Source organism: Curtobacterium sp. MCPF17_047, from assembly GCF_003234045.1.
Classification (GTDB): domain Bacteria; phylum Actinomycetota; class Actinomycetes; order Actinomycetales; family Microbacteriaceae; genus Curtobacterium.
The window spans coordinates 153,912-166,029 of record NZ_QKSF01000006.1 but is presented as its reverse complement, the minus strand read 5'-3'; the positions used below and the strand labels follow the sequence as shown (position 1 = coordinate 166,029).

Genomic DNA, 12,118 nt, shown 5'->3' with positions numbered 1-12,118 from the left:
GGCCAGCCTAGCGAGCGGGACGCTGCGACCGGCGCGCGGGGGCGACGAGGGCCGGCAACCGGCCCTGCCCGTCGAGCGGGTCGGACGGGAGGCCCGGATCGCCACCCAGCACCTGCACCCGTTCGTCACCGTGTCGCTCCCAGAAGGACGCCGTCCAGGCGCAGAGGACGCCGTCGAGCAGGTCCTCACGGTGCTTGTGCGTCGGGCCGTGCAGCACGGACGGGTCGCGGAGGTCCCGGGTGAGCGGGTGCGCGTCGAGGTCGAGCGGCGGGTCGAACACCGTGGTGCGCATGCGCCGGACGAGTTCGTCGAACGCCTCCGCCCGGCGCTGCCGTGCGACGGCCGGGGGGACGGACGTGTCGAGCCGCTTGTAGCGGGGCCGTTCGTCGTCGTAGCCGAACTCCCCCACCCCCACGAGCGTCGTGTACGGGTAGCACTCGAACACCGCCGGGACGGTCCGGGCGCGCATGGCAGCGGTGTCGCTGACGTAGGTCACGCCCAGGGCCGTCAGCCGGTCGAGCAGCCGCGCCCCGGCGCTCGCGGCCGAGGCCAGGTTGGTCGGGTTCGCGGCGACCTTCCACCGGCCGTAGCGCTGCCCGACCTGGCGTTCGGCCTCACGGACACCCGTCGGGTTGGTGACGACGAGCGACGCGTCGACTGCGATCAGGGTCCGGGAGCCGAGCCGTTCGGCGATCCAGGCAGTGACCTCGTCGACACCGCGGGCCCAACCGGCGTCCGTCACCCGGCCGTCACCGTCGAGCGCGGCCAGACCGGTCTCGTTCGGAGCACGTCGTTCGGTGCCGAGGCCCCAGGCCAGGTCCACCCCGAGGTACGCCGTCACCGCTCCATCCTGCCGGGTCCGGTCCCGGTTCGTCCCGTGCTCCCGTCGTCGGAGTAGGTTCCGCTGCATGGCGACACCGGCGACGACGCTCACCGTGCCCGGACCCGACGGCGAGCGGGAGGTCCGGATCTCCAGTCCGTCCCGCGTGCTGTGGCCGGACCTCGGCATCACCAAGCTCGATCTGGCTCGGTACCTGGTGGCCGTGGGGGACGGCTTCGTCCGTGCCAACGGCGACCGACCGATCTCGCTGCAGCGGTTCCCGGACGGCGTCGACGGGGAGCAGTTCTTCTCGAAGAACCCGCCGAAGGGCGCTCCCGAGTACGTGCGGGCGGTGACGGTCACCTACCCGAGCGCCCGGAGCCACCCGCAGCTGGTGATCGACGAACCGGCCGTCGCGGTGTGGGCAGCGCAGATGAACACCGTCGTGTTCCACCCCTGGGCCTCCCGAGCGGAGGACAGCGACCACCCGGACCAGCTCCGCATCGACCTGGACCCGCAGCCGGGCACGGACTTCCACGACGCCGTCCCCGCCGCGCACGAGTTGCGGAAGGTCCTGGCCGAGGTCGGACTGGAGGCATGGGTGAAGACCAGCGGCAACCGTGGTCTGCACGTCTTCGCCCCGATCGATCCCGCGTACGAGTTCCTGGACGTCCGACACGCGGTGATCGCCGCCGCCCGCGAACTCGAACGGCGGATGCCCGAGCAGGTCACGACCGCCTGGTGGAAGGAGGAGCGCGGCTCGCGGATCTTCGTCGACTTCAACCAGGCGAACCGCGACCGGACGATGGCCGGCGCCTACAGCCCGCGGGCGCTGCCGAACGCGGCGGTGTCGACGCCGCTGGCCTGGGACGAACTCGATGACGCCGACCCGACGGCGTTCACGATCCTGACCGTGCCCACGAGGCTCGACACGACCGGGGACCCGTGGGAGTCGATGTCAGCCGGACCCCGGAGCATCGACCCACTGCTCGAGTGGTGGCGGCGCGACCTGGAGGACGGTCTCGGCGAACTACCGTTCCCGCCCGACTTCCCGAAGATGCCGGGCGAGCCGCCCCGCGTGCAGCCGTCACGGGCCAAGAAGGCCTGACCGCGCCCGCTCGTCCGGGAGGACCCTGCTCAGATGAGCGAGGAGGAGTCCTCGCGGCGCAGGTCGTCGTCGTCGACGCGGGAGGTCTGCAGCGGCAACCCGACCGTCGCCGTGTGCAGGCGGGTCAAGCGGGACCAGGTCCGGCGGTTGCCCTGCGTGATGCCGTCGAGGACGATCATGCGCCCAGGCCGATCGTGACGAAGGCGAGCGCGGCGGCGGTGACGCCCGCGATCCCGCTGATGATCGCGCTGGTCTGCAGGGCACGCTGGTGACGTGCTTCGCGGACCTCGCTGAGAGGGTTGCGCTGTGCTCGGCGAACGAGGATCTCGTTGCTCATGTCCACTCCGATCCATGATCTCGAGGGGGTGGAGAACCACCGTTTCCCTGATGTCTCGAATGCTTCCACACAATCACTAGTTCGGCTAACTACTGATGACGAGCGAGCGCCAAATGGACAACTCCACCCCCGTTCGCGGGGGCGGGGAGTGTCAACTCAGGACGTCGTCGAGGTCGTACGCCGCCGGCACCTCGAGCTGGTCGAACCCGCACGAGCGAGCCTGCCGATCTGGCCGCCACCGGGCGAACTGCACCGTGTGCCGGAAGCGGTCACCCTCCATCTGGTCGTACCGGACCTCGAGCACCCGTTCCGGCGCGAGCCGGACGAACGACGTGTCGCGACCCGACGAGAACCGCGACCGTTCGCCGTCACCGGTGACGGGCCTCCCGTCCGCGTCCCGCTCGACGAGCGGTTCGAGTTCGTCCTCCAGCTCACGCCGACGCTTGTCGGAGAACGCCGAGACGCCGCCGACCATCCGCAGTTCACCGTCCTCGTCGTACAGCCCGAGCAGCAGCGAGCCGACGCCCGTCCCGCTCTTGTGGACCCGGTAGCCGACCGCGACGACGTCGGCCTCGCGGTGGTGCTTGACCTTGAGCATGGTGCGCTTGTTCGGCTCGTACGGACGCTGCCGAGGCTTCGCGACGACCCCGTCCAGGCCGGCGCCCTCGAACGACGTGAGCCACCGACGGGCCGTCTCGACGTCGAGCGTGGTCCGGGTCACGAAGAGGGGATCGGTCAGATCGGCGCCGAGGGACTCGAGGGCCGCCCGCCGGTCGTCGAACGGGCGGGAGGTCAGGTCCTCCCCGTCCACGTGCAGCAGGTCGAACGCCACGAACTGCGCCGGCGTCTCGACCGAGAGCTTCGCGATGCGTGAAGCCGCCGGGTGGATCCGTTGGGACAGCGCTTCCCAGTCGAGCTTCTCGTGCCCGGGCTCCCCGGAACGCACGATCACCTCGCCGTCCAGGACGACGGGGCCCGGGCGGCCGCCGAACTGCGCGCGGAACGCCTCGACCAGTTCGGGGAAGTAGCGGGTGAGCGGCTTCGCCCCGCGGCTGCCGATCTCGACGTCGTCGCCGTCGATCGTCACGATGCCGCGGAAGCCGTCCCACTTCGGCTCGTACCGCAGTCCGCCGGTGACGCTGTCCGGATCCGGGACGGCTGCGACGGCCTTGGCGAGCATGGGCGCGATGGTCTCCATGCCGCCTGTCTACGCGCTCGTCGCCGACGACGGCCTGGAGGCACGGTGCGCGGCCGCCCCGCCCGCTCGGCCCGTGCTCACTACGCTGGTCGCGTGTCGAACCCGTCGCCCGTCAGCCCCGTGCAGGCCGCGGCGCTCGCCGCAGGTGAGCTGCCACCCGTCGAGGAGGTCCGCCCCGGCATCTGGACGCTCGCGGTCCCGTTCCGCGGTGGTGTGCCCGACGCCACGCTGGTCTACGTGGTCGCCGGGGACGACGGGGCGCTCGCGGTGATCGACCCGGGCTGGAGCGACGGCGGCGAACTCGACGTCCTGACCGAGGCCCTCCGGACGATCGGACGCGGGGTGGAGGACGTCACCCTGATCGCGGTCACCCACCTGCACGCCGACCACCTCGGCGCCGCCGCTGCGCTCCGTCGCCGTTCAGGAGCCCCGATCGCGATGCACCCGGCCGAGGTCCGTGCCCTCCAGGACGCCCGTGCCGATGCCGAGCAGAACGAGCGGGACGCCCGGACCTGGGGAGTCCCCGACGACCGGTTGGACGGTGTCCTGGCGGTGTGGGGCTCCGGTCGGCAGCTCGGGCAGGGGACCGTCGAGGCGCCGTTCGCCGACCTGCTGCTCGATGACGGCGACCGACTGCCGATCCCGGGCCGGGACCTCCGTGTGCTGTGGACCCCGGGCCACACCGGTGGCCACGTCTGCTTCGTCGACGAGCGGGACGGCCTGCTGTTCACGGGCGACCACGTCCTGCCCCGGATCAACTCCGGCATCGGCCTGGGTGGGCGGACCGACTCGAACCCCCTGCGAGACTCGCTCGACTCCTTGGCCGCCCTCGAGCCGTACGCCGGGCTCGAGGTCTGCCCGGGCCACGAGTACCGGTTCCACGACGTGGTCGCCCGGGCTCGGGTGCTGGCCGCGCACCGCGACGAGCGGACCCGCCACGTCGCCGACGCGCTGGACACCCTGGACCGCCCCACGGTGTTCGAGGTCGCGTCACGCGTGCCGTTCAGCGGCGGCATCGAGTCGATGTCCGGCTACCTGCTCGCGAGCGCCCTGAGCCAGACGGTGTTCCACGCCGACCTGCTCGGACGTGCCGGAGAACTCCGCCGAGCCTGAGCACACGTCGGCTGCTCGGGAAGTCAGCCGAGCGTCGTCGCCAGGCGTTCCATGACCACCCGTGCATCCGCGAACTCGGCAGCGGCGTGGTCGGCCAACGGTGCGAGTCCGGGCAGCCGGTCGGCGAGGGTCGCACTGACCACGACGGGGTGCACCTTCATGCCGAGCGCCGTGCCGAGGATGATGTCGAGCACCGGTGACGCGTGGTCCCAGTGCTCCGTCGGCGTCCCCGCGTCGTACGTGCCACCGCGGCTGACGACGGTCACGACGGGACGCCCGGCGAGGGGCTGCGGCGTGCCGTCGGTTCCGGGGACGAGCACGCCCGGGATGTGCACGCGGTCGAGCCAGGCCTTGAGGCTGGACGGCACCGTGTAGTTGTACAGCGGTGAACCGATCACGACGACGTCGGCGGCCAGCAGTTCGTCGATGACGTCCTGGCGTAGCTGCTCGGCTGCGTCGGGCACGGACTCCTCTGCCGTGCGGTCAGCTGCAGCCCAGTGCAGCGCCGACGTCTCGAGGTGCGGCAGCGGGTCCACGTGCAGGTCGCGGCGGACGACCGTGTACTCCGGGCCGCGGGCACGCCAGGCGTCGGCGAAGGCGGCGGTCAGGGTGCGGGAGCGGGAGTGGGACAGGTCGGCGGAGGAATCGATGTGCAGCAGGCTCGGCATGACTCCAACGCTAGCCGCGCCCTCCGGTCCGGGAGATGCGCGTCACCGACCTGTGGACGACGGAACGGCCCCGTCGATCCGTGGAGGGATCGACGGGGCCGCGGGAGGAGCCTCCCGTCCGGATCAGCGCTGCGCGCGTCGGCGGACGGTGCGCAGGCCCACCAGTGCCGCACCGGCGGCGAGCATGCCGAGCGCCCAGGGCAGGGAGTCGGTCGCGTCGGAGCCGGTGTAGGCGAGACGGCCGTGTGCGGCGGTGCGGACCGGGACGGTGCCGATCGGCGCGGCTGCCACCGGGGGCGTGACCACCGGGGGAGCCGCGACCGGGGCGGTGGCGGTCGGGACGACCTCGACGGCGAAGCTCGTCGCGAAGTCGCCGGCGGCCGCCGTCAGGTTGTGGACCGAGGCGTGCGGGAAGGTCACGTTCAGGAAGTTGCCGTAGTCACCGAGGTCGGGGTCTTCGCGCACGACGTCGGAGGCGATGTCCGAGGTGATGGCGAGCTCCGGCGAGTTGCCGTCCTCGTCGGTCACCGTGTTGCCGAACCGGTCGACCAGGTCGCCGTTGACGAGGAGCGTGCCGCCCTGCTTGACGGTCGGACGGCCGCCGTCGATGTCGGTCGTCTCGCTCTCCCAGCTGTCGGACGAGAAGTGGTACTTTTCGATCTCGGTCGTGACGTGGCCACGTGCATCGATGATCCAGCTCGTCAGCGTGCCGTCCGTGGGCCCGCCGTCGTCGATGCCGCTCTTGATGTACTGGAGGAACGAGGCGCGGTCGGCCGAGAAGACCTGCACGCCGGCCGCAGCCGCTGCGTCGACGTTCAGCTCGACGTACTGCGTGACGGTCGTACCGCCGCTGGTCGCGGTGACGGCGAACTCGCTGTACAGCGCGTCTTCGGTCGTACCGGACAGGACGCCGGTCGCTGCGTCGAACGTGATGCCGTCGGGCAGCTGGTCGTCCGGCGTGCCCTCGGGCTCCTCGCCGTCGTCCTCGGCCTCGTCCGGGTAGGCCCAGGCGAGCGCGAAGGTCGGTGCCGGCGATCCCGTGGCCCGGAACGTGTACGAGAACGCCTCGCCGGCGGTGGTGTCGAGCGCGAAACGCTCTCCGTCCGGGTCGAGACCGGCGGTGACCGGCTTGCCGGCGGCGTCGACGAACACCGGGTCCTGGGTGACGGCGGCCGACTTCGCGGACGCGACCTCGACGGAGTCGTCACGCAGCGTGTTCGTGACCGTGACGGTCACGACCTTCGTGACGTCGCCCGGCTGGACGACGTAGCTGCCGTCGTCGATGTCGGTGGCGACGCCGCCGACGGACCAGAGGTACGAGAACGAGGTGGGCTTGGTGAAGCCGGAGGTCGTCGCGACGAGCGTCGAGCCGACCTTGGCGGTACCGGAGAGCTTGACCGTGGCGGTCGAGACTGCCGTGGGTGCGACCGGAGCCGCAGCGGTGGGCGCGGCAGCCGTCGGCGTGGTGCCGGTGGGTGCACCGCCGGCGGTCGGGGTCGGGGTCGCCGTGGGTGCGGGGCTCGTCGGGTCCGCGACCGGCGGCGCGGTCGTCGCGCTGCCGGTGGGCGCGCCGGCGGCGGTCCCCGCGTCGGCCGGGAGGCCCGGAGCAGTCGGCACGGTCGAGTCGCCACCCGAGACGGCCGGCGCGGTCGCGGCGGTGTCGGCCGGAGCCTCGGCGGCGTAGGCGGTGGTCGCGGTCATGACGCCGAGACCGGTCGTCAGGCCGATCAGAGCAGTTGCGGTGCCGACGGCGCAAGCGCGTCGGACGAAGGCGGTGCTGCGGTGCACGGGTTCCCCCAGGGTCCATGTCCGGGCAGATGCCGGAACGTATGAATCAGCCGAGAATCCCCGACGTGGTCGGATCGTATTGGTAATAGGTGAACCGATCGGTTCCGGATACCCGAATGTGACCCGAGTTGGGGGGAGTGTGCGGTTTCCCGCAAGACGCTCGGCGCACGCGGAGCTCGGCGCACACCGAGCTCGGCGCACACAACACTCGGCGCACGCGGACGAGGGGCGCGTCCGGGTCGGACACACCCCTCGTCGTTCGTGGCTCAGGCCCGACGACGCCGTGCGCGCAGGGTGAGCAGCGCCACACCGGACGCGAGCAGGCCGAGGCCCCAGGCGATCGGGCCCGTCGTGTCGGCGCCGGTGAAGGCGAGGCTGCCGGTGGTGCCGGTGCCGGTGCCGGTGGTGCCGGCGGACGGGACGACGGTGACGGGGAACGTGGTCGAGACACCCTGGCTCGTGACGGTCAACGTGTGCGTCGACGCGTGCGGGAACGTGATCTCTGCGTTCCACCCGGTCCGCTCGACCACGTCGGACGCGACGTCGCTCGTCACACCGATGGGCGTGCGCCCGTCCCAGTCGCCGTCCAGGGGAACGGTGATGTTGCCGAAGGCGTCGACGGGCGCCGCCGCGATCCGCAGCGTCGAGCCCTGTGCCGCGGTGGGGCGACCGCCGGCCTGCTGCTCGATGTCGTGCTGCGGTCCGTTCGGGAACCAGGTGGTCTCCACGGAGCCGTCGGGCTTGACGATCCAGGCGCGCTGCTCCCGGACGTCGCCGGGGCGGGTGACGGTCACGAGGGCACCGACCGCCGGAGCGGGGGCCGTGCGGAGGTCGACGTACTGGGTGGCGGTCTGTCCGCCGGAGGTCGCGACGACGGCGAACGAGTAGTGGGCCGCCTGCGTGTCCGTGCCGCTGAGGACACCGGTGGTCGGGTCGAGCGTGATGCCCGCCGGGAACGAGGCGCCGATGTCCGAGGCCGGGAACGGCTGCCCGTCCGGCCGCACGATCGAGTAGCGCACCGGCTCGTCCACGGGCCCTCCGGATGCCTGGAACGTGTGCGAGAACGCCGTGCCGGCCTGCGCGAGGAGCTGGACGGCGTGGTCCTCGATCGTCCCGCCGCTGAAGGACAGCCCGCCGTCGTCCTCCGCCGGGGCGACGGACAGCAGGATCCGCTCCGACAGCCCACCGCCCGGGTGGTACGGCGTCGTGACGTGGACCCAGATCTGGTCGCGGAGCGGCGTCGAGGATTCGAGGGTCCCGGAGAGCACCCCGTCCTCCGAGAGGGTCACGCCCGCGGGCAGCACGCTCGGGTCCGCGGTGCCGCTGATGGAGCCGTTCACGAAGAAGGACAGGTCGGGGTTGTCAGCGGGAGCGAGGTCGACGGAGAAGGGCTGACCGCTGGTCACCGGGACGACGCGCTGGCCGTAGATGAACTGCCGGTCGGAGTCCTCGACGACGACCGTGCTGCTCGGTGCACTGGTGACCGACGTCGGCGTCATGCCGGGAGCCGTGCCGGTGACGGTGACCGTGAAGGTGCCGTCGGCCTGCTCCGGGTCCACGACGTAGGTTCGCTGGGTGCCCTGGTCGCGGTTCGCGAGGACCGGGTGGTGGAAGTCCCACCGGTACGTGAAGGTCGTGCCCGCCGGCCAGCCGGCCGTGTCCGCGGAGATGGTCTGCCAGGCGCGGGTCGTGCCGGCGATCGCGACCGTGCCGGCGGGGGTCGCGGTCGGGGCGTCCGCGCTCGGCGTGGGCGTCGCCGCAGCGGGGGCGGCGGCTGCCGGGACGGCAGCCTCCGGGAGCGTCGGCGCTGCGCGCGTGGCCGTCGGGGCCGGCGGGGTCGTCGCGGCCGGGGTGCCCGCAGCAGCGCTGGCCGGGCCCGCAGCCGAGTCGGCGGTCAGGCCGTCGGCCGCTGCGTCGACGCTGGTGGACGTCCCGACGGCGGCGTTCGGTGCGAGCTCGTCGGCCGAGGCGCTGACCGCCCCGATGCCGAACGCTGACGACGCCGCGACGATGGCGACGGCGGAGCCGATGGCCGCGATCCGGTGGATCGGCGGCAGGCAGGTCTTGTGCATTGGGTTCCCCCCTGGGATGACGTGTGGCCGGGCTGCCCGATGGCGTGCCCGTAGCCAGATCGTAGGGTCCGCAGAGGCCGCGGAACCGGTCGACACGGTCACGAAACCGTCACGGAAAACGTGCCGAGAAACCCGTCATGATCGGGGATTTCCCGACATGGTGCCCTCAGGATCGCGCCGCTCGGTCGGATGGGGCTGGCTCCGGTGTTCCGACGGGTGCCCCGGGGCGCACTGGAGGGGCGTGCCCGGCTCGGACACGCCCCTCCAGCTGCTCGTTCAGGCTCGACGTCGACGCACCCGTGCCACGAGGAGCGCCGCTCCGGCCGCCAGCAGACCGAGGGCCCAGGCGATCGGCCCGGTCTCGTCGGCACCCGTGAAGGCGAGGTGGCCGGACGGCGCCGAGCCACTGCTGGGGCTGCCCGTTCCGGACGTGGTGCCACCGGCGGCCGCGGGGGTCGTCGGGGTGGCAGTCGTTGCCGTCGCCGCCACGCGGACCGTGAAGCTGATCGTCCGGCCGTCGGGGGCGGTCCCCGTGAGCGTCCGGACGCCGGGCGAGGAGAACGTGACCGCCGTGCCCGGGTCGTACTTGCCGAGCGTGTCACCGGCGACCGAGGAAGCCCAGTCGTCGTCGATGACCGGGATCGGCTGGCGGTTGCCGTAGCGGTCGACCAGGCCGGTGTTCACGGTGATGGTCGAGCCCACCGTCGACGTGATGGGCGTGGACGCCGGCGCCTGGTCGTCCGAGAGCGCGTCGAGGTACTCCGTCGTCCCGTCGGCCGACACTGTCCAGGAGCGGGAGTGCGGCGGGTCGTAGTCCATCACGAAGGCTCGTAGTTGCGTGTCCGCCGCCAGGCCCACCGTCAGCTGGACGTGCTGCCCGGGCGCTCCCGCGGGTTCCTGGGAGGTCCGGGCCAGGACCCAGAAGTCGATGACCTGGGCCGTCGTGGTGGACCCGGAGAGCACGCCGTCGCTGGACAGTGTCAGTCCCGCGGGGAGGGCTGCGGCGTCGATCGGACCGTCGGCCGACGAGCTCACGCCGTACCGGAGGCTTCCCTGGTCGCCGGTCAGTGCCTGGATCGGCACCGAGATCGTCTCGCCGGCATGAGCCGTGAGCTCGCGGACACCTGCGCCGGTGAACGTCGTCTCGTCGTTGAAGTCCGCGTGGACCGGGGCGCTGGTGACGGTCGTCGGGTCCTCGCCCGGTGCGGTGCCGGTGACCGCGACGGTCAGGTCGCTCGTCGCGTCCGGGTGGCCGAGCACGTACGTGTCGCTCGTGGCGCCGGCGATGACGCGCGTCCCGACGACCGGCCCCGACAGGGTCCACTGGTAGGTGAAGGTCGTGCCGGCAGGCCAGCCGTCGGTCACGGCGCGGAGCGTGTGCCAGGTCGTGGCCGTCCCGGTGATCGCGACGGTGCCGGCTGCGGTCGCGGACGGGGCGGCGGCTGCGGTCGGCGTGACGGCCACCGGCGTGACGGCCACCGGCGTGACGGTCGTGGTCGTCGCTGGTGCGCGAGGGACGGTCGGTGCAGCCGGTGCAGCCGGTGCAGCCGGTGTCGTTGTCGGTGCGGGCGTGGCTGCCGGAGTGGGTACACCGTGATCGCGGCCGGTCTCTCCCGGCGCAGCGTCGGCACCCGAGGTCGAGCCGACCGCCGGATCGGTCGGACCGGTCGCTGGCGCGCCGACCCCGGTGGTCGCGCCGACCCCGGTGGACGCGTCGGCGCCCGTGGACGTCGCGACACTCGTGTCCAGCACCGACTCGTCAGCGGAGGCGCTGCTGACGCTGACGCCGATGCCGAACGCTGAGGACGCCGCGACGATGGCGACGGCGGAGCCGATGGCCGCGATCCGGTGGATCGGCGGCAGGCAGGTCTTGTGCATTGGGTTCCCCCCTGGGATGACGTGTGGCCGGGCTGCCCAGTGGCTGGCCCGTGGCCAGAGCGTACGGCGCGGAAGTGTCGCGGAACCGTCCGGGATGGTCACGAAACCGTCACGGAAAAAGTGCTCGGAAACCCGTCATGATCGGGGATTTCCCGACATGGTGCCCTCAGGATCGGGGAGCGCCGGCCGCCCGCTCGAGCGCCGCCCGGAACGCCGACACCGCCGGGGACTCAGCGCTCGCGATGCGCTGCGCCGTGAAGAGGGTCCGGCGCCCCGGTTCCGGCAGCTCGAGCAGTCGGCAGCTCGTCGACCGGCCGGCCCAGACCAGGTCCGGCATCAGCGCCACCGCGTTGCCGGACTCGATGAGCCGGATCTGCGCCTGCAGGTCGGCGGTCTCGTACCGGACGTCGGGTTCGAAGCCGGCACGTCGGCAGGTCTGCTCGGCGAAGTGCCGGGAGGCTGCACCACGTGGTTCCATCACCCACGGCAGCGTCGCGGCCTCCTTGAGCGAGGCCACCGGCCAGAGCGCCGTCGCCACCGGCGGCAGCGCCAACCGCACCGGGTCCGTCGTCAGGTCGCGCCGGTCGAGGCCGGGGAACCGCGGTGCCGCGTGCGCCGGGTACTGCTCGGCGATCACCATGTCGAAGTCCCGGGCCCAGGTCTCGTTGAGCGCCGTCTCCGGTTCGCGCTGCACCATCTCGACCCGGACGTCGGGGTGCTCGAGCGCCATCGTGCGGAGCGCGGACGGCATCAGCGCGAGCGCGGCCGACTGGAACACCGCGACCCGGATGCGCCCCTGCACACTCGTCAGCGTCGACTCGACCGAGGCCTGCGCACGCTCCAGGGTGTCGAGCACCTCGCCCGCTGCCGCGACCAGCACCTCGGCCTGCGGCGTGAGTTGCAGGCGTCTCCCGGCACGGCGGAGCAGCTGGACGCCGGCCTCGCGCTCGAGCACGGCGAGCTGCTGCGACACCGCCGACGGGGTGAAGTTCATCGCCTCGGCGACGGCTGCGACCGTGCCCCGGATCGACAGCTCGCGGAGGAGCACCAGGCGACGGACGTCGAGCATGTCGAAAGCGTAGCTGAGCTGAACGGAATGCATCAGGAACGGTTGCTTCCGCTACCGAAAGAGCGCC

The 12,118-nt window shown here is 72.3% G+C and carries 11 protein-coding genes; 2 read left to right on the top strand and 9 right to left on the bottom strand.

Features of this window, described 5'->3' with window-relative positions; all coding sequences use genetic code 11:
- Nucleotides 1–7 precede the first annotated feature (7 nt).
- Nucleotides 8–841 (bottom strand): DUF429 domain-containing protein, encoded by an 834-nt coding sequence (locus DEJ33_RS08195; RefSeq protein ID WP_181437278.1) that lies wholly within the window; start codon nucleotides 839–841, stop codon nucleotides 8–10.
- A gap of 67 nt (nucleotides 842–908) precedes the next feature.
- On the opposite strand from DEJ33_RS08195, the gene ligD reads away from it, so the two are divergent.
- Nucleotides 909–1,928 carry a non-homologous end-joining DNA ligase gene (gene ligD / locus DEJ33_RS08190; RefSeq protein WP_111194692.1) on the top strand — a complete coding sequence of 340 codons (1,020 nt, stop codon included), beginning with the start codon at nucleotides 909–911 and terminating at the stop codon, nucleotides 1,926–1,928.
- Nucleotides 1,929–1,957: 29 nt separating this feature from the next.
- On the opposite strand, the gene DEJ33_RS17190 is transcribed toward ligD, so the two are convergent.
- The 3 genes from DEJ33_RS17190 to DEJ33_RS08185 all read right to left on the bottom strand — a co-directional run bounded on the left by DEJ33_RS17190 (nucleotide 1,958) and on the right by DEJ33_RS08185 (nucleotide 3,463).
- On the bottom strand, nucleotides 1,958–2,107 hold the full coding sequence (locus DEJ33_RS17190; RefSeq protein WP_181436531.1) for a hypothetical protein: 150 nt from the start codon (nucleotides 2,105–2,107) through the stop codon (nucleotides 1,958–1,960).
- The gene (locus tag DEJ33_RS17185; protein ID WP_166779260.1) at nucleotides 2,104–2,265 is read right to left on the bottom strand and encodes a hypothetical protein; all 162 of its coding nucleotides are present in this window, start codon (nucleotides 2,263–2,265) and stop codon (nucleotides 2,104–2,106) included. Before DEJ33_RS17185 ends, DEJ33_RS17190 begins: the two co-directional genes overlap by 4 nt.
- Before the next feature lie 151 nt (nucleotides 2,266–2,416).
- The gene (locus DEJ33_RS08185) at nucleotides 2,417–3,463 is read right to left on the bottom strand and encodes an ATP-dependent DNA ligase (RefSeq protein WP_111194691.1); all 1,047 of its coding nucleotides are present in this window, start codon (nucleotides 3,461–3,463) and stop codon (nucleotides 2,417–2,419) included.
- Nucleotides 3,464–3,556: 93 nt separating this feature from the next.
- On the opposite strand from DEJ33_RS08185, the gene DEJ33_RS08180 reads away from it, so the two are divergent.
- Entirely contained in the window at nucleotides 3,557–4,576 is a 1,020-nt protein-coding gene (locus DEJ33_RS08180) for an MBL fold metallo-hydrolase (protein ID WP_181437277.1), read from the top strand.
- A 23-nt stretch (nucleotides 4,577–4,599) separates the two neighbouring features.
- Here the strand turns inward: DEJ33_RS08180 and DEJ33_RS08175 are convergent, their stop codons facing one another.
- From DEJ33_RS08175 to DEJ33_RS08155, 5 genes are all read right to left on the bottom strand, one after another.
- Entirely contained in the window at nucleotides 4,600–5,244 is a 645-nt protein-coding gene (locus tag DEJ33_RS08175) for an FMN-dependent NADH-azoreductase (protein ID WP_111194690.1), read from the bottom strand.
- A gap of 123 nt (nucleotides 5,245–5,367) precedes the next feature.
- Nucleotides 5,368–7,032, bottom strand: a complete 1,665-nt coding sequence (locus tag DEJ33_RS08170) for a putative Ig domain-containing protein (protein WP_111194689.1) — start codon at nucleotides 7,030–7,032, stop codon at nucleotides 5,368–5,370.
- A gap of 266 nt (nucleotides 7,033–7,298) precedes the next feature.
- Nucleotides 7,299–9,104 (bottom strand): putative Ig domain-containing protein, encoded by a 1,806-nt coding sequence (locus DEJ33_RS08165; protein ID WP_111194688.1) that lies wholly within the window; start codon nucleotides 9,102–9,104, stop codon nucleotides 7,299–7,301.
- A gap of 276 nt (nucleotides 9,105–9,380) precedes the next feature.
- Entirely contained in the window at nucleotides 9,381–10,982 is a 1,602-nt protein-coding gene (locus DEJ33_RS08160) for a hypothetical protein (protein WP_111194687.1), read from the bottom strand.
- Between the two features lie 166 nt (nucleotides 10,983–11,148).
- Complete coding sequence (locus DEJ33_RS08155; RefSeq protein ID WP_111194686.1) at nucleotides 11,149–12,051, bottom strand: LysR substrate-binding domain-containing protein; 903 nt, start codon at nucleotides 12,049–12,051, stop codon at nucleotides 11,149–11,151.
- Nucleotides 12,052–12,118 lie beyond the last annotated feature (67 nt).

Coding starts and splice junctions, on each gene's coding strand:
- DEJ33_RS17190 (WP_181436531.1), bottom strand. CDS start 2,107: ATGATCGTCCTCGACGGCATCACGCAGGGCAACCGCCGGACCTGGTCC.
- DEJ33_RS08175 (WP_111194690.1), bottom strand. CDS start 5,244: ATGCCGAGCCTGCTGCACATCGATTCCTCCGCCGACCTGTCCCACTCC.
- DEJ33_RS08155 (WP_111194686.1), bottom strand. CDS start 12,051: ATGCTCGACGTCCGTCGCCTGGTGCTCCTCCGCGAGCTGTCGATCCGG.
- DEJ33_RS08165 (WP_111194688.1), bottom strand. CDS start 9,104: ATGCACAAGACCTGCCTGCCGCCGATCCACCGGATCGCGGCCATCGGC.
- DEJ33_RS17185 (WP_166779260.1), bottom strand. CDS start 2,265: ATGAGCAACGAGATCCTCGTTCGCCGAGCACAGCGCAACCCTCTCAGC.
- DEJ33_RS08185 (WP_111194691.1), bottom strand. CDS start 3,463: ATGGAGACCATCGCGCCCATGCTCGCCAAGGCCGTCGCAGCCGTCCCG.
- DEJ33_RS08160 (WP_111194687.1), bottom strand. CDS start 10,982: ATGCACAAGACCTGCCTGCCGCCGATCCACCGGATCGCGGCCATCGGC.
- ligD (WP_111194692.1), top strand. CDS start 909: ATGGCGACACCGGCGACGACGCTCACCGTGCCCGGACCCGACGGCGAG.